General features: G+C 71.7%; 15 protein-coding genes. 6 read left to right on the top strand and 9 right to left on the bottom strand.

The annotated features are described in order from the left end of the window. Positions 1-129: 129 nt before the first annotated feature. On the top strand, positions 130-1,407 hold the full coding sequence (lplT, locus tag A4W93_RS28340; RefSeq protein WP_085753795.1) for a lysophospholipid transporter LplT: 1,278 nt from the start codon (positions 130-132) through the stop codon (positions 1,405-1,407). A 39-nt stretch (positions 1,408-1,446) separates the two neighbouring features. Here the strand turns inward: lplT and A4W93_RS28335 are convergent, their stop codons facing one another. Further along, a complete protein-coding gene (locus tag A4W93_RS28335; RefSeq protein ID WP_085753794.1) occupies positions 1,447-1,767 on the bottom strand; it encodes a hypothetical protein in 321 nt (106 codons plus the stop codon). Positions 1,768-1,851: 84 nt separating this feature from the next. Next, positions 1,852-2,658, bottom strand: coding sequence for a response regulator (locus tag A4W93_RS28330; protein ID WP_085753793.1), 807 nt, complete (start codon positions 2,656-2,658; stop codon positions 1,852-1,854). Between the two features lie 100 nt (positions 2,659-2,758). Here A4W93_RS28330 and A4W93_RS28325 point away from each other — a divergent pair, with 100 nt between their 5' ends. Continuing rightward, positions 2,759-3,256, top strand: a complete 498-nt coding sequence (locus A4W93_RS28325; protein ID WP_085753792.1) for a glutathione peroxidase — start codon at positions 2,759-2,761, stop codon at positions 3,254-3,256. Positions 3,257-3,284: 28 nt separating this feature from the next. Then, positions 3,285-4,478, top strand: a complete 1,194-nt coding sequence (locus A4W93_RS28320; protein WP_085753791.1) for an amino acid aminotransferase — start codon at positions 3,285-3,287, stop codon at positions 4,476-4,478. Positions 4,479-4,482: 4 nt separating this feature from the next. Here A4W93_RS28320 and A4W93_RS28315 read toward each other — a convergent pair whose 3' ends face one another. After that, on the bottom strand, positions 4,483-4,962 hold the full coding sequence (locus tag A4W93_RS28315) for an anti-sigma factor domain-containing protein (protein ID WP_237357640.1): 480 nt from the start codon (positions 4,960-4,962) through the stop codon (positions 4,483-4,485). A 95-nt stretch (positions 4,963-5,057) separates the two neighbouring features. Between A4W93_RS28315 and A4W93_RS28310 the strand changes: the two genes are divergently transcribed. Next, positions 5,058-7,667, top strand: a complete 2,610-nt coding sequence (locus tag A4W93_RS28310) for a DUF349 domain-containing protein (protein ID WP_085753789.1) — start codon at positions 5,058-5,060, stop codon at positions 7,665-7,667. A 37-nt stretch (positions 7,668-7,704) separates the two neighbouring features. Here A4W93_RS28310 and A4W93_RS28305 read toward each other — a convergent pair whose 3' ends face one another. Genes A4W93_RS28305 through A4W93_RS28280 form a run of 6 tightly spaced genes read right to left on the bottom strand, consistent with a single transcriptional unit; the run spans position 7,705 to position 12,717 of the window. Further along, entirely contained in the window at positions 7,705-7,947 is a 243-nt protein-coding gene (locus A4W93_RS28305) for a DUF3297 family protein (RefSeq protein WP_085753788.1), read from the bottom strand. Between the two features lie 30 nt (positions 7,948-7,977). Continuing rightward, on the bottom strand, positions 7,978-9,240 hold the full coding sequence (locus A4W93_RS28300) for an NRAMP family divalent metal transporter (protein ID WP_085753787.1): 1,263 nt from the start codon (positions 9,238-9,240) through the stop codon (positions 7,978-7,980). A gap of 16 nt (positions 9,241-9,256) precedes the next feature. After that, positions 9,257-10,243 carry an AAA family ATPase gene (locus tag A4W93_RS28295; RefSeq protein WP_085753786.1) on the bottom strand — a complete coding sequence of 329 codons (987 nt, stop codon included), beginning with the start codon at positions 10,241-10,243 and terminating at the stop codon, positions 9,257-9,259. After that, positions 10,240-10,803: a nicotinamide riboside transporter PnuC gene (gene pnuC / locus A4W93_RS28290; protein ID WP_085753785.1), complete on the bottom strand. Its 564-nt coding sequence runs from the start codon at positions 10,801-10,803 to the stop codon at positions 10,240-10,242. Before pnuC ends, A4W93_RS28295 begins: the two co-directional genes overlap by 4 nt. After that, positions 10,790-12,172, bottom strand: coding sequence for an AMP-binding protein (locus tag A4W93_RS28285; RefSeq protein WP_085753784.1), 1,383 nt, complete (start codon positions 12,170-12,172; stop codon positions 10,790-10,792). The genes pnuC and A4W93_RS28285 overlap by 14 nt, the downstream gene beginning before the upstream one ends. Then, positions 12,169-12,717, bottom strand: coding sequence for a hypothetical protein (locus A4W93_RS28280; RefSeq protein WP_085753783.1), 549 nt, complete (start codon positions 12,715-12,717; stop codon positions 12,169-12,171). Before A4W93_RS28280 ends, A4W93_RS28285 begins: the two co-directional genes overlap by 4 nt. 102 nt (positions 12,718-12,819) lie before the next feature. Between A4W93_RS28280 and A4W93_RS28275 the strand changes: the two genes are divergently transcribed. Both A4W93_RS28275 and ubiA read left to right on the top strand, forming a co-directional pair. After that, on the top strand, positions 12,820-14,448 hold the full coding sequence (locus tag A4W93_RS28275; RefSeq protein ID WP_085753782.1) for a peptide chain release factor 3: 1,629 nt from the start codon (positions 12,820-12,822) through the stop codon (positions 14,446-14,448). Positions 14,449-14,462: 14 nt separating this feature from the next. Then, positions 14,463-15,350 (top strand): 4-hydroxybenzoate octaprenyltransferase, encoded by an 888-nt coding sequence (gene ubiA / locus A4W93_RS28270; RefSeq protein WP_085753781.1) that lies wholly within the window; start codon positions 14,463-14,465, stop codon positions 15,348-15,350. Positions 15,351-15,352: the final 2 nt, after the last annotated feature.

Below are 15,352 nucleotides of genomic sequence, written 5' to 3'. Positions count from 1 at the left end.
CCGCGTGGGTGGGCCGCGGGATGCCCGTGCTATAACGCCGCCGCAGGGGGACCAGGACCCGCGGACCGGCCGCCGCATGACAATCGACCGGAACACCCGGCAGCCTTCGAGGCGAATCAGCACGAGCGAATGAAAAAAGGTTTCTACACCATCATGTCGGCGCAGTTCTTCAGCTCGCTGGCGGATCAGGCGTTGCTGGTCGCCGCGATCGAACTGCTGAAGACCACCGGGGCGCCGGCCTGGATGACGCCCGCCCTCGGCCCCATGTTCGCGCTCTTCTACGTGATCCTCGCCCCGTTCGTCGGCGCGTTCGCGGACGCGATACCGAAGGGCAAGGTGATGTTCTATTCGAACCTCGTGAAGCTCGTCGGCTGCGGGATGATGCTGGTCGGGGTTCACCCGCTGCTCGCCTACACCGTGGTGGGGCTGGGCGCGGCGGCCTACTCGCCGGCCAAGTACGGCATCCTCACCGAACTGTTGCCCAACTCGCAGCTCGTGAAGGCCAACGGCTGGATCGAGGGCCTGACCATCGGCTCGATCATCCTCGGGCTCCTGCTCGGCGGCCAGCTCGTGGGCGTGCGGCTCTCCACCTTCCTGCTGGGCCTCGACCTGCCGCTGATCAACACCGGCATCGACACCGCACCCGAGGCGGCCATCGCCACGCTGATCGCCATCTACATCCTCGCGGCCATCCTGAACCTCTACATCCCGCGCACCGACGCGCCGCTGCAGCCGCTGGCGCACGGCCCGGTGGGTCTGGTGCGCGACTTCGCCGCCTGCAACGCGCGCCTGTGGAGCGACAAGCTGGGCCAGATTTCCCTGGCCACCACCACGCTGTTCTGGGGTGTCGCCGGCAACCTGCGCATCATCGTGTTCTCGTGGGCCGCGGCCGCGCTCGGCTACAACACCACCCAGGCCTCGTTGCTGGTGGGGGTGGTGGTGGTGGGCACGGCGCTCGGGGCCGTGGTGGCCTCCGTGAAGATGCGGCTCGACCAGGCCACGTCCACGATCCCGCTGGGCATCGGCATGGGCCTGCTGGTGATCGCGCTGAACTTCATCGACGGCCCGTGGGTGGCCGCGCCGTTCCTGATCCTGCTGGGCGGGCTGGGCGGCTTCCTCGTGGTGCCCATGAACGCGCTGCTGCAGCACCGCGGGCACAACCTGATGGGCGCCGGGCGTTCCATCGCGGTGCAGAACTTCAACGAACAGGCCTGCATCCTGGCGCTGGGCGCGTTCTATGCCGGCATGACGAAGTTCGGGCTCTCGGCCTTCGTCGCCATCACGGTGTTCGGGCTCGTGGTGGCCGGCATCATGTGGGTCATCGGGCGGTGGCACAAGCGGAACACGGTCGTGCACCGCGATGAAGTCGAGCACCTCCTGGCGCTCGCCCGCAGCGACAAGCACTGAATTGCCGTCGTCCCGGCGAACGCCGGGACCCACCGCAACTCACTGCAACGTCCGGCTCGCCGGCGCCACCAGTGCCTCCTCCGGCGGCGCCAGGTTCAGCGGGGCCGCGTCCAGCGTGCAGGTGGACATCACGGCCCAGCGCTCGTGCAGCTGCCACAGCACGCAGCGGCAGTCGGGCGACAGCTGCGGGTGTTCGGCCAGCATCGCGAGGTTGCGGGTGATCTTCTCGCCCATGCCGATGCGGTGAGCCGGGTTGGCCTCGGCCTGGAGGAACTGGCTGTAGCCGGTCATCAGGGCGAGGGTGCCGGCGAGCATGGCTTCGACCTGCGGCATGTGGTGTTCTTCGGTCAGGGCGTCCATGGACGGCTCCAGGCGACGTTGCGGAGAACCCATTCTCATGCAAATGCGAGTCATTCGCAATTGGCGACCTGCGCGCCGGGGATTTCAGGCCGCGGTGGCCGACGACGGGTCCAGCGCGCGCAGGGCCCCGTCGAGGTCTTCTTCCATCAGCGGCTTGGCGAGGTAGACGTCGCAGCCGGCCAGTTCGCCGCGCACGCGGTCGCTCGAACTCGACAGCCCGGTGACCATCACGACCTTCGGCACGTCGTGGCCCGCCGGCAGGCGCCCCTGCTTGATGCGCTGGCACAGCGCCAGGCCGTCCATCGAGGCGCGGGGGCCGAGCGCCACGTCGAGGAACACCATCGTGAACGGCTGGGCGCCCAGCCTCTCCAGGGCCTCTTCCGGCGTGTGCGCCACGTGCACCCGGTAGCCGCGCCGCTGCAGGCGCACCTGCATGAAACGCAGCGCGACGCGGCTGTCGTCGACGACCAGCACGTCCTTGCCCTGGCGCGAGGTGTCGGCCGTGCCCAGCAGGCCGGGTTCGGAGGCGACCCAGTCGGGGGGGCCGCCATTCACGTCGAGGTGGGCCAGGCGCTGCTCGAGCAGCGCGTCGAGTTCGCGCACGATGTGCGTGGGGGCGATGGGGCGCTGCAGGCGCGCCGCGGCGTCGGGCGGGACCTGGGCGCCGATCAGCACGGCGTCGCGCAGGCGGCCCGCGTCGCGCACGGCGGCCACCGTGGGGGCGTGGTCGGCGTTGACGACGACGAAGTCGGCGGTGTCGAGCGAGCCCGTTTCCTCGTAGGCGGGTGTGCGGGCCTCGGCGAGGCGGAAGAACGAGGCGAGCGCACTGTGCTCGAAGTCGCTGAACCCCAGCAACGCGACGGTGTAGCGCAGGGGGATGCGCTCGGTCATGGCAGCTCTCCGGCGGGCGAGACCGTCATGTTCGGCGGGAAGCCCGGGCCGCGTCAAGCTACGATCCGGCCCTGCCCCCCACTTTCCTGAAGGATTGCGCATGGCTTCGGCTTCCACCTCGGCGTTCGACTTCCAGGCCACCACGATCGGCGGACAGCCGGTCGCCCTCGCCGACCACCGCGGCAAGGTGCTGCTCGTGGTCAACACCGCCAGCGCCTGCGGCTTCACGCCGCAGTTCGAGGGGCTCGAGAAGCTGTGGTCGCAGTACCGCGATCAGGGCCTCGTCGTGGTGGGGTTCCCGAGCAACCAGTTCGGCCACCAGGACCCCGGCACCAACGACGAGATCGCCTCGTTCTGCCAGGTCAACTACGGCGTCAGCTTCCCGATGATGGCCAAGGTCGACGTCAACGGCGACGACGCCCACCCGCTCTGGAAGTGGCTCACGGCCGAAGCCCCGGGCATCCTCGGCACGAAGGCCATCAAGTGGAACTTCACGAAGTTCCTGATCGGGCGCGACGGGCAGGTGATCAAGCGCTACGGGTCGATGGACAAGCCGGGCGAGATCGCCGCCGACATCGAAAAGGCCCTCGGCACATAATCGACGCTTCTTTGCAGGAGCCGATTTCATGTTCGAGCACGTCGATGCCTACGCGGGCGACCCCATCCTCACCCTCAACGAGGCCTTCGGCCGCGACCCGCGCGCCCACAAGATCAACCTGAGCATCGGCATCTACTTCGACGACGAAGGCCGCCTGCCGGTGATGAAGGCCGTGAACGAGGCCGAGAGCGGCATGCTCAAGACCCTCGGCGCCCGCCCGTACCAGCCGATGGAGGGCGCGGCGAACTACCGCCAGGCCGTGCAGCACCTGCTGTTCGGAGCGAACCACGAGGCCGTCACCAGCGGCCGCATCGCCACCATCCAGACCCTGGGCGGCTCGGGCGGCCTGAAGGTCGGCGGCGACTTCCTCAAGCGCTACTTCCCCGATTCCAACGTGTGGGTCAGCGACCCGACGTGGGACAACCACCGCGCGATGTTCGAGGGCGCCGGCTTCACCGTGAACACCTACCCGTACTACGACCCGGTCACGGGCGGCGTGCGGTTCGAGGAGATGCTGGCCGCGCTGCAGCAGCTGCCGGAGAAGAGCATCGTGCTGCTGCACGCGTGCTGCCACAACCCCACCGGCGTCGACCTGTCGCCCGCCCAGTGGGACCGCCTGATCCCGGTCATCGCCGCCCGCAAGCTGATCCCGTACGTCGACATCGCCTACCAGGGCTTCGGCGATGGCATCGAGCAGGACGCCTTCGCGATCCGCGCGCTGGCCGGCGCCGGCGTGAGCTTCTTCTGCGCCAGCTCGTTCTCGAAGAGCTTCTCGCTGTACGGCGAACGCTGCGGCGGCCTGAGCGTGGTGTGCCCCAGCAAGGCCGAGGCCGACCTGGTGCTGGGTCAGCTGAAGGCCACCATCCGCAAGAACTACTCGAGCCCGCCGACCCACGGCGGCCAGATCGTCGCCAAGGTCCTGCAGACGCCCGCGCTGTACGCGCAGTGGGCCGGCGAACTCGACGCGATGCGCGTGCGCATCGCCGCGATGCGGCAGAAGCTGTACGAGGTGTTGTCGGCGAAGCTGCCGGGACGCGACTTCCGCTACTTCATCACCCAGCGCGGCATGTTCAGCTACACCGGCCTCACGGCCGAGCAGGTGGACCGCCTGCGCGAGGAACACGGCGTGTACCTCGTGCGTTCGGGCCGCATGTGCGTGGCGGGCCTGAACACCCACAACGTCGAGGCCACCGCGGTGGCCATCGCGGCGGTGCTGGCCTGATCCTTCAGGCGGCGGGCGCCGCCGCCCGCCACAGCCGGCCGCACACCCCGCGGTAGACGAAAGCGCCGGCGGGGCTCTCCGGCGACTCGCCGGTGCGCTCCACCGTGACGCCGAAGCCCACGGCCGTGGCGAACACCGATTCGGCCGGGTCGGACAGCGGGATGCGCCCGGCCGCCTGCGGCGGCACGGGCCCCACGGGCGACACTGCGCCGGTCGGTTCGATGGCCCACAGGTACAGCGTGCGGCCGTCGGGCATGCCCACCGGCACGGGCAGCCGCGTGTCGAGCACGCGGCCATGGCGCGCGGCCGACACCACGATGCCGGTGCTGCCCTCCGGCGCGGCCAGCACCCCCACGTAACCCTCGGGCAACTCGCCGTCGGTCGGGCCCGACCGCCACAGCGGCGCGGCCAGCGGCAGCGCGAGGCCGATCGCGATGCCCAGCGCGAGGGCGCCGGCGGACACCGGGAAATGCGGTGGCTTCATGGTGATGCCATTGTTGGCCCACCGCCCGAACGGATCAAGCGGGCGCCAACGTGGTGAAATGTGCGGTTCCGTTCCCCGATGCAGGACCCGTGACCATGCTGAACTGGATCTTCAAGAAAAAAACCGCCGCCGAGCAGGCCCCCGTTCGCCCGTCCCCCGCCCCGGCCCCCGTGGCGGCGCCTGCCGAAACGGCCGCGGCACGCGAGGCGCGCCTCGCCGAATGGGCGGCCCGCCTGGGCCAGGCCTCCGGGGACGACGCCGCGCTGCTGGCGCTGGCCCGCGAGGATGGCGCCCCCGTGGACATCAAGGTCGCGGCCATCGAGGCCCTGGCCGGCGAAGCCGCGCTGAAGGATGCCGAACGCGAGTTCCGCACCCACGACCGCCGCGTCTACCGCCTCGCCAAGCAGCGCCTGGCCGCCGCCGTCGCCACGCGCTCGGCCCGCGAGGCCGCCGCCGCGCTGCTCGCCAGCGCCGAAGGCCTGGCGCAGGAAGCGGTGATCCCCGCCAACCGCCTCGTGGCGCTGGACCGCGACTGGAAGGCTCTCGACGCGAGCCTGCTCGCGCCCGAGAGCATCGCCCGCTTCGGCACCCTCACCACCCAGCTCACCGCGCTGATGCACGACCGCGCCGAACGCGAGGCCGCCGTGACCCGCTGGACCGCCGGTGCGCGCGAGGCGGTCGCACGCCTGCAGACCGTGTCGCTGGCCGTGGCGCAGGGCGCCGAAACCCAGTCGGTGCTGACGGCCGCCGCCGAAGCCGCCGCCGCGCTGCAGGCCGGTGTGCCGCAGGGCCACGACGACCCCGCGCTGGTCGAGGCCCTCGGCGGCGGCCGGCTGACCGCCGCGCAGATCGAGACCCGCCTCGCGCTGCTGGCCCAGTTCGAGGCGCCGGTGGCGGAGCCCGCCCCGCCGGCCGACGTTGCGGCGGAACCGCCGGGTGAAGGTGCTCCCGAGCCGGTGAAGGCCGACCCGGTGGCCCTCGCCACCGACCGCTGGCGCACGCAGCCGCCGATCGGCGACGACCGCGTGGCCCAGGCGCTGGAGCAGCGTTTCGCCGTCTGGCGGCGCAGCCAGGGCGGTGCCCCGGCGGCCCCCGCTCCCGAGAAAAAGAAGGACAAGCCGCCGCGCCCGAAGCCGGCCGCACCCGATCCCGAAGCCATCGCCCGTGCCGACACCCTGCTGGCCCAGGCCGAGACCGCGCTGGCCGAAGGGCACCTCGCCGAGGCCCACCAGCAACTCACCGCCCTCGACGACCTCGTGTCGCCCGCCCAGCGCGGCCGGCTGCAGGGCCTGTGGGCCGAACACGGCCGCCTGAAGGGCTGGCAGCAATGGGGCGGCGCCCGCGCCCGCGACGACCTGGTCGCCGAGGCCGAGGCGCTGGCCACAGCCACCGAGGTGCCCGACGCGAAGATCGCGCCGCGCCAGCAGGCCGACACCATCGACGCGCTGCGCAAGCGCTGGAAGGAACTCGACCGCACCGGCGGCCCGTCCAGCCAGCCGCTGTGGCAGCGGTTCGACGCCGCCCTGAAGACGGCCTACGGCCCGGTGGCCGCAGCCCTGGCCAAGGTCGACGCCGAACGCCAGGCCAACCTCGCGGCCCGCGAGGCGCTGCTGGCCGTGCTCGAAGCCACGCCGGCGGCCGAGGAGACCGGCTGGCGCGAACAGGTGCGTGCGCTCGACACGTTCCAGACCGCCTGGCGCAAGCTGGGCCCGGTCGAACACACCGTGCCCCACAAGTCGCGCGAGGCGCTGGTCGCCCGCTGGCGCGCCGCGCTGGCCCGCATCGAGGTGCCGCTGGAGGCCGCCCGCAAGGAGGCCGAACGCGGCCGCGAATCGCTGATCGCCCGCGCCCAGGCCCTGGCGGCCGAAGGCGCCAGCGGCCAGGGCCGCGACCTGGTGCCGCGCGTGCGCGACCTGCAGGCCGAATGGCAGGAACACGCGAAGTCGGTGCCGTTGTCGCGGGGCGCCGAGAACAGCCTGTGGACCCGTTTCAAGGCCGGGACCGACGCCGTGTTCGCCCAGCGCGAGGCCGTCTTCAACGCCCGCGACGAGGTGCTGCGCGCCAACCTGATGGCCCGCGAGGCGCTCGTCGAGCGGCTGGCGGCCCTCACCGCCGACACGCCCGCGGCCGAACTCAAGCGCACGCTGTCCGAGGTCGACGCCCAGTGGCGCCAGGCTGGCGACGTGCCTCGCCAGGACGTGCCCCGCATCGACGTGGCCTGGCGCAACGCCCGCGAGATCGCCCAGTCGCACCTCGCCGCGAGCGCCCAGCGCAAGTGGCAGGTGACGGTGGAATCCGTGCTGGCCCGCCACGCGCTGTGCGAGCAGCGCGAGCGCGACGGCGCGTCCCCCGCGCTCGACGAGGCCTGGTCCGCCCAGCCGGCCGTGCCCACCCTGTGGGAACGGGCGCTGGCCGACCGCTGGGCGAGCTCCGCCGCACCGGTCGACGCCGACACGGTGGACCAGTGGCTGCTGCAGGTGGAGATGGCGCTGGACATGCCCTCGCCCGAGGCCTTCCAGGCCGCGCGCCGCGAGTGGAAGCTGCGGGCGATGAAGGCGGCGCTGGAGTCGCGCCAGTCGGCGGCCGAGGGCACGGTGGGGGCCGACGACGGCTTCGCCCGGCTGCTGGGCCAGTCGGGGCTGGCCCCGGTCCAGCGCGAGCGCTTCGACGCGATCGTGGCGGTGTTGCGCACGCGGCCGCGCTGAGAAGGTTTCACACCTTCCGCGGCCGCGCGGAAGGCGTTCAGCGGTAGAACGCCTCGACCGTGCCCTTGACCTTCATCATCAGCGGCTGGCCCTTGCGGTCGAGGGCGCGGCCGGCGGGGACCTTCACCCAGCCTTCGCTGATGCAGTATTCCTCGACGTCGTGGCGTTCCTTGCCGTTCAGTCGGATGCCCACCTCGTGCTGGAACACGGCGGCGACGTGGTGGGGGCTGCGCGGGTCGACCGACAGGCGGTCGGGCAGTGCGGGTTTGTCTTCGTTCATGCGGCGATTCTCCCTCGTTTTGCCGGCCCGTCAGAGCGTGGCGAACATCGCCGCCACGGTGGCGGCCATGGCCGCGGTGGCCAGCCAGCCCATCGCGCGCAGGCGGCGGCCGATCACGTGTTCGCCCATCGTGTCGCGGCGGGTGGCCAGCAGCATCATCACCACCATGATGGGCACGGCGATCACGCCGTTGAGCACGGCCGACCAGAACAGCTCCTTGACCGGGTCGGTGGGCGTGAAGCACAGGATCACGCCGCCGATCGTGGCCGCGGCGATCACGCCGTAGAAGCCCCGCCCCTCGCCCTTGTCGAGCCGCAGGTTCAGGCTGCCGTGCCAGCCGGCGGCCTCGGCCACGGCGTACGCCGCCGAACCGGCGAGCACCGGCACCGCGAGCATGCCTGTGCCGATGATGCCCAGGCTGAACAGCAGGTAGGCGAACTCGCCGGCCAGCGGCCGCAGCGCGTCGGCGGCCTGGGCGGAGGTCTGGATGTCGTGCACGCCGGACGCGTGCAGCGTCGCGGCCGTGGTCAGGATGATGAAAAACGCGATCAGGTTCGAGAAGGTCATGCCGATCACGGTGTCGGCCTTGATGCGCCGCAGGTGCCCGCGCACCTCGCTGGGCGTGTGCGGCGCGGTGCCGCCCGCGTCCTCCACCTCCTGCGAGGCCTGCCAGAAGAACAGGTAGGGGCTGATCGTGGTGCCGAAGAGGGCCACGACCATCAGCAGCATCTCGTTGCCGGCCGGCAGTTGCGGGTGCACGATGGACCCGGCCACGTGCCACCAGTCCAGGCGCAACGAGAAGGCCACCGCCACGTACGACAGCAGCGCGAGGGTCAGCCACTTGAGCCAGCGCACGTAGGTGGCGTACGGCAGGAACACCTGCAGCACGAGGCAGGCGAGGCCGAAGGTCACCGCGTACACGTGGGCCGAACCGCCCACCAGCAGCCGCAGCGCCTCGGCCATCGCGGCGATGTCGGCCGCGAGGTTCAGCGTGTTGGCCACGAGCAGCAGGCCCACCACGCCGAACAGCACCCAGGCGGGGAAACGGTCCTTGATGTTGGCGGCGAGACCGCGCCGGGTGACGTAGCCGATGCGGGCGCTGACCACCTGGATGGCGACCATCAGCGGCAGCGTGAACACCATGGTCCACAGCATCGAGAAGCCGAACTGCGCGCCGGCCTGCGAGTAGGTGGCGATGCCGCTCGGGTCGTCGTCGGCGGCACCCGTGATGAGGCCGGGGCCCAGCTGGCCGAGGCGGCGGCGGATCTGGAGCTTCTCGATGTGTTTCTGCATGGGCGCGTCGGGGAAGTCAGCGCGCGGCGAGTGCGCGCACGACTTCCTCAACGCGGGCCGCGACCGATCCGTGCACCTCGAGGTGCCGGTCGCCCCGCGCGGCCAGTTGGTCCCGGTACCAGGCCTGCTGGCGGGCGCGGAAATCGGCGTCCCGCCGAGTGCCGTCCTGGTCGAACGGGATCTCGTCGCCGCACAGCACCGACAGCGTGTAGCGGCGCGCGGCCAACCCGGCCAGTGCCGGGGCGGCCCGACCGTGGGACCAGTGGGCGTAGCCGAACGTCGTGAGCGGGGACGTGTCGCACACGAGCACCGGATCGGCCGACCGGGCGGCGAGGTCCTCGCGGCGGACCTGTTCGCGGGCGATCGCGAGCAGGTCGGCCTCGTCCAGGTGCCCGCCCTGGGCCTCCCACCGTTCGCGGCCGTACTCGGCGACCGGCGCCCCGCCGAACCGCGCGGCGAGGGCCGCGGCCAGCGTCGTCTTGCCGGTCGACTCCCCGCCCAGCAGCACGACCCGCGGGACGAAGTCCGCGCGGACGGCAGGCGGCAGCCACCGGAGCATCTCGCCCGGCCGCTCCCGCACCCGGGTGCCACTGACGGGCACCTGCAGTCGCCGCGGGTCGAACATCTCCGGCCGCACCGGCTGGCCCTGTGCCTCCGCCAGCACCGCGGCGCACGGGAACACGTATGGTTCGCTCGCGAACATCGCGTCGGGACGGCGGTCCAGCTGCCGCAACAGCCCGGCGAGGTGCTGCTGGTGCTGGACGCCGGGCGCGTCGTTCGGCGGCGCGCCGGCGCCGTCGAACACGACCACCTCGTGCTGCGGGCAGCATTCCGCGAGCCAGCGCCGCCGCAGGTCCGGCCCGCAGCCCGGCAGCTCGGGGTTGGACCAGCTGAGCACCAGCACCCGGTCGCTGAGGCAGCTGGCGTGGTCGATCAGCGCGAGGTGCCCGAGGTGCAGCGGCGCGAACTTGCCGATGACGAGGCCGAGGCGATAGGGCTTCATCGGGCGGCCCGCCCCCGTTGCCATTCGCGCCACCAGCGCCAGGCCCCGAACCATGCGTTGAACCAGTAGACCGCGTAGAGGCCGGCCGTGAGCGTCAGCCCGCGGGACGCGAACAGCGGCACCGACACCGTGTTGACCAGCAGCCAGAAGCCCCAGGTCTCCAGGCGGCGCCGCATCAGCAGCAACTGCGCGACCACGCTGAAGGCCAGCACGGCCGAATCGGCGAACGGGGCGTAGGCGTCGGTGAAGCGGTGCAGCAGCAGGCCGTAGGCCGCCGTGACCGCCACCGCCGCGCCGGCCATCAGCACGAGGCTGCGGGGCGCGGACCGCGAGACGGGGACCTCCTCGCCACCGCGTCGCCAGAGCCACCATCCGGCTGCGCTGGTCGCGATGAAGAACAGCTGCAGCAGCGCATCGGCGTAGAGCTGCGAGCCGTGGAAGACGAACGCGAAGAGCACGCAGCCCGCGATGCCCACGGGCCAGGTCAGCACGTGGTTGAAGGCCGCCAGGCCGATCGACAGCGTCGCCGCGGCGTTCGCGGCCAGCTCAAGCATCGGCATGCGGGGCGTGCCCGGGCAGGTCGCTCGTGTACTGGCGCAGCTTGTCGTCGGCCTCCAGCGGTTCGATCGTCAACGGCAGCGCCTCGCCGAACCGTTCCTCGACCGCGTCGCGCAGGCGCGGGGCGAGTTCGTCGAGCGGTTCGGCGCCGTCCACGCGCAGCACGAAGGCCCCGTCGGCCTGCTGGTGGAACGCGAACCGCGCAAGGGGGAACGGCGCCAGCGCCTGGCTCAGCTCGACGTTGTTGACCCAGTGCCCGTCGGGCGACCGGTAGCGCACCGGCGAGCGGCCCACGAGCCCGCGCAGCACGGGGCCGCGCGGGCTCATCTCGAGCCGCGCGCGGTCGCCGGTGCGGTAGCGCAGCAGCGGCAGGCAGGGGTTGAAGCCGCCGCTCAGCACGATCTCGCCGGTGGTGCCGTAGGGCTGGGGCCGGCCGTCCTCGTCGACGATCTCGACGTGCAGGTGCGGTTGCAACAGCACGAAGCCGTCCACCGCCGGGTCGAACACGCCGATGGGGCCGGCCTCGTTCATCGAGTACAGGTCGAGCACCGGGCAGCGGAACTGCCATTCGAGCGCGCGGCGCAGGCCGTCGTGCAGCGCCATCGACGTGGACAGCAGCGCCCGCGGCCGGTGGGCGAGGCCCAGGCGGGCCAGTTCGGCGAGCGAGATCGGGTCGCCCGAGATCAGCTCGGGTGCCATCGCGTCGAGGTACTTCGCGCGGTCGGCCGGGTCGTTCCAGTCGCCGGGGTGAAGGTTCAGCTTCGCGAGGCCGCATTCGCCGCGCAGCGGGTTCACCGACACGTAGGTGAAGCAGCGCTTCTGGAACCCGGCCAGCACGATGCCCACCCGCCCCGCGCCGGCCTGCAGCTCGACGCCGAAGTGGCGCAGCGCCCGGGCGTGGAAGGCCTGGTAGTCGGCCGCCACGCAGGGCAGCGACGGCACCTTCAGCGGGTGGCCGGTGGTGCCGCTGGTGGAGAAACAGATGACCCGGTCGACCGGCAGCGCGGCGGGCGTGTGCAGGTGCAGCGCGCAGGCCAGGTCGGCCCGCGAGACGAGCGGAATCCCGGCCCACGGCCGGCCCGCGAGGCCCTTGGCGGCAGGCACGGTGGCGGCCAGCCGGCGCACCCACTCGTCGGCCCAGGGCGGCGGGTCGGCCGCGTCCACCGGCCAGTGGGTCTGCGCCGTCATCACCTGCCAGTGGCGCCACCGCGCGCGCCAGACGTCCAGCCAGTTCAGGCGGTGGCCGCTGAGGTCGCGGAAGACCGGGGCGTTCGGGTGGTCGACGAGGTGGCGCAGCATCGCGCGGCCGCGCGCGCCCAGCACCGGGAAGCGGCGCCGGGAGAACAGCTGGTCGTCCGGGACGCGGTTCATTCGCGGGTGTACTTGTCGGCGCCCTCGCGGGCCTCGTCGGTGTCGAGCCGCTGCTGCAGCACCCGGGGTTCGACGGGTGGCGGGGCGGGCGGGGGCGGGATCGCGCGCTTCAGCACGAGCGCGGCGGCGAGGGCCACGAGGCCGGCCCACAGCGCGGCGCCGGTGGCCAGGCGGACGTCGCCCACCCAGGCCACGCCGGTGGCCAGCGCCGCGGCCAGGCACAGGAAGAACAGCATGGCGGCCACGCCGCCCAGGCGGGCACTCTTGATGAACAGCGGCAGCACGAGGAGGCCGATGCCCCATTGCCACCAGGCGAGCATGGGCCGGGGTTCGTTCAGCGCGAGGCCCAGGCGCAGCAGCAGCCCGAGGCCGAGCAACACCACCGCGACGCCGGCGCAGCGCCGCACGACGGTGGGCGACGTGTCGTCGGCCCACCGCGCGAGCGACCACAGCACCAGCAGGGCGGCGGGCACGCCCACCAGCAGCGGATGGGCGCCACCCAGCGCGCTCAGGCCGGCGGCGAACCCGGGGTACAGCTCAGGCATCGGGATGGGAAGTTGTGCGAATGACCACGGCCCGCACTATAGGCCCGGAGGGGCTTCCCGCGCGGGCCGCGATAATCGAAGGTTTTGACGCGTCCCCGTTCCATGTCGACCGAACTCACGCCCCAGGTGCGCCGCCGCCGCACCTTCGCCATCATCTCCCACCCTGACGCGGGCAAGACCACGCTCACGGAGAAGCTGCTGCTGTTCTCGGGCGCGATCCAGATCGCCGGCAGCGTGAAGGCGCGCAAGGCGTCGCGCCACGCCACGTCCGACTGGATGGAGATCGAGAAGCAGCGCGGCATCTCGGTGGCGTCCAGCGTGATGCAGATGGAGTACCGCGACTGCGTCATCAACCTCCTCGACACCCCGGGCCACCAGGACTTCTCGGAAGACACCTACCGCGTGCTGACGGCGGTCGACGCGGCGCTGATGGTGATCGACGCGGCCAACGGCGTGGAGCCGCAGACGCGGCGCCTGCTGCAGGTCTGCCGGGCGCGCAACACCCCCATCCTCACGTTCGTCAACAAGATGGACCGCGAGGTGCAGGAGCCGCTGGCGCTGATGGACGAGATCGAGCGCGAACTGGGCATGGAAGTCGTGCCGTTCACGTGGCCGGTGGGCATGGGCAAGTCCTTCCACGGCGTGATGGACCTGCGCGAGGAGCGCATGCGCGTGTTCACGCCGGGCGAAGACCGCAACCACAACGACGACGAGATCCTCGACGGCCTGGACAACCCGGCCTACGCCGAACGGTTCGGCATGCCGTACGAGCAGGCCCAGGGCGAGATCGAGCTGCTGACCGACGCCGCCCCGGCCTTCGACAGCGAGGCATTCCTGACCGGCCGCCAGACGCCCATGTTCTTCGGTTCGGCCGTCAACAACTTCGGCGTGCGCGAGGTGCTCGACGCGCTGGTCGACCTGGCGCCCGCGCCGGGCGCGCGCGCGTCGCTGCAGCGTGAGGTGGCACCCGACGAAAAGAAGTTCACCGGTGTCGTCTTCAAGATCCAGGCGAACATGGACCCCGCGCACCGCGACCGCATCGCGTTCGTGCGCGTGGCCAGCGGCCACTTCGAGCGTGGCATGCGCCTGAAGGTGGTGCGGTCGGGCAAGGAGCTGCGGCCCAACACCGTGGTGAGCTTCCTCAGCCAGCGCCGCGAGCTGCTCGACGAGGCCTTCGCCGGCGACATCATCGGCATCCCGAACCACGGCGTGCTGCAGCTCGGCGACACGCTGACCGAGGGCGAGTCGCTGCAGTTCACCGGCCTGCCCTTCTTCGCGCCGGAAATGTTCCGCACCGTCGAGGTGGCCGACCCGCTGCGCAGCAAGCAGCTGCGCGCCGGCCTCACGCAGCTGGGCGAGGAAGGTGCGATCCAGGTGTTCCGCCCCGTCGCCAGCTCGATGCTGCTGCTGGGCGCGGTCGGCCAACTGCAGTTCGAGGTGGTGGCCCACCGCCTGGAGCACGAGTACGGCGTCAAGGCCCGCATCATGCCCAGCCGCTTCCAGGTGGCCCGCTGGGTGACCTGCGACGAGGCCGATGGCGGCGACAAGGAACTCAAGCGCTTCATCGACGGCAACTCGCATCGCGTGGCCTACGACGCGGTGGACGCGCCCACGGTGCTGGTCGAGTACGCGCCGGAACTGCGTGCCATCGAGGCCAACTGGCCGAAGATCAAGTTCCACGCGCTGCGCGAGCACGCGGGCCTGGTGTTCCAGCGTCAGCTGGAAGGCTGAACGAAAGGACAGTGATGAGCATGACCGCCCCTGCCCCCACCCCCGCGCCGTCCCGCCTGTCGCTGTACCTGAACCTGATTCGCTGGGACCGTCCGGCGGGCACCTACCTGCTGCTGTGGCCCACGCTCGCGGCGCTGTGGATCGCCGCCGGCGGCTTTCCCGGCCTGCACCTGGTGGCCGTGTTCACGCTCGGCACCTTCCTGATGCGCAGCGCCGGCTGCGCGGTGAACGACGTGGCCGACCGCGACTTCGACAAACACGTCAAGCGCACGGCCCAGCGGCCCGTGACGAGCGGGCTCGTCAGCACGCGCGAGGCGCTCGTGTTCGGCGCCGCGCTGGCGCTGGTGGCCTTCGCGCTCGTGCTCACCACGAACGGGCTCACCATCGCGATGAGCTTCGCCGCACTGGCCATCAGCATCTTCTACCCGTTCACGAAGCGGTTCCTGTCGATGCCGCAGGCGGTGCTGGGCGTGGCGTTCAGCTTCGGCATCCCGATGGCCTATGCGGCCGTGCGCGGCGAGGTGCCGGCCGAGGCCTGGTGGCTGCTGCTCGGCAACCTGTTCTGGGTGCTGGCCTACGACACCGAATACGCGATGGTCGACCGCGACGACGACCTGAAGATCGGCATCAAGACCTCGGCCATCACGCTCGGCCGCTTCGACGTGATCGGTGTCACGTCCTTCTACGTGATCGCGCTCGCGATCTGGGGCTGGACCGGCTGGCGCGCCGGCCTGGGCGCCTGGGCGCTGGCGGGGCTCGCGGGGGCCGCCGCGCAGGTCGTCTGGCACTGGTCGCTGATCCGGGAACGCCGTCGCGATGGGTGTTTCCGGGCGTTCACCCGCAACCACTGGCTGGGTTTTTCGGTGTTTGTAGGCGTGTTGGCGGACTTGGCCTTCCGCTGATC

Origin of the sequence: Piscinibacter gummiphilus (genome assembly GCF_002116905.1) — a bacterium.
Classification (GTDB): Bacteria; Pseudomonadota; Gammaproteobacteria; order Burkholderiales; family Burkholderiaceae_C; genus Rhizobacter; species Rhizobacter gummiphilus.
This window is presented reverse-complemented; position numbering and strand designations above follow the sequence as displayed.

What these genes read in the sequence shown, in the direction of transcription:
- A4W93_RS28330 (WP_085753793.1), bottom strand. Translation starts at nt 2,658, where the DNA reads ATGACCGAGCGCATCCCCCTGCGCTACACCGTCGCGTTGCTGGGGTTC.
- A4W93_RS28310 (WP_085753789.1), top strand. Translation starts at nt 5,058, where the DNA reads ATGCTGAACTGGATCTTCAAGAAAAAAACCGCCGCCGAGCAGGCCCCC.
- A4W93_RS28305 (WP_085753788.1), bottom strand. Translation starts at nt 7,947, where the DNA reads ATGAACGAAGACAAACCCGCACTGCCCGACCGCCTGTCGGTCGACCCG.
- A4W93_RS28280 (WP_085753783.1), bottom strand. Translation starts at nt 12,717, where the DNA reads ATGCCTGAGCTGTACCCCGGGTTCGCCGCCGGCCTGAGCGCGCTGGGT.
- A4W93_RS28325 (WP_085753792.1), top strand. Translation starts at nt 2,759, where the DNA reads ATGGCTTCGGCTTCCACCTCGGCGTTCGACTTCCAGGCCACCACGATC.
- A4W93_RS28275 (WP_085753782.1), top strand. Translation starts at nt 12,820, where the DNA reads ATGTCGACCGAACTCACGCCCCAGGTGCGCCGCCGCCGCACCTTCGCC.
- A4W93_RS28335 (WP_085753794.1), bottom strand. Translation starts at nt 1,767, where the DNA reads ATGGACGCCCTGACCGAAGAACACCACATGCCGCAGGTCGAAGCCATG.
- lplT (WP_085753795.1), top strand. Translation starts at nt 130, where the DNA reads ATGAAAAAAGGTTTCTACACCATCATGTCGGCGCAGTTCTTCAGCTCG.
- A4W93_RS28315 (WP_237357640.1), bottom strand. Translation starts at nt 4,962, where the DNA reads ATGAAGCCACCGCATTTCCCGGTGTCCGCCGGCGCCCTCGCGCTGGGC.
- ubiA (WP_085753781.1), top strand. Translation starts at nt 14,463, where the DNA reads ATGAGCATGACCGCCCCTGCCCCCACCCCCGCGCCGTCCCGCCTGTCG.
- A4W93_RS28300 (WP_085753787.1), bottom strand. Translation starts at nt 9,240, where the DNA reads ATGCAGAAACACATCGAGAAGCTCCAGATCCGCCGCCGCCTCGGCCAG.
- A4W93_RS28320 (WP_085753791.1), top strand. Translation starts at nt 3,285, where the DNA reads ATGTTCGAGCACGTCGATGCCTACGCGGGCGACCCCATCCTCACCCTC.
- A4W93_RS28295 (WP_085753786.1), bottom strand. Translation starts at nt 10,243, where the DNA reads ATGAAGCCCTATCGCCTCGGCCTCGTCATCGGCAAGTTCGCGCCGCTG.
- A4W93_RS28285 (WP_085753784.1), bottom strand. Translation starts at nt 12,172, where the DNA reads ATGAACCGCGTCCCGGACGACCAGCTGTTCTCCCGGCGCCGCTTCCCG.
- pnuC (WP_085753785.1), bottom strand. Translation starts at nt 10,803, where the DNA reads ATGCCGATGCTTGAGCTGGCCGCGAACGCCGCGGCGACGCTGTCGATC.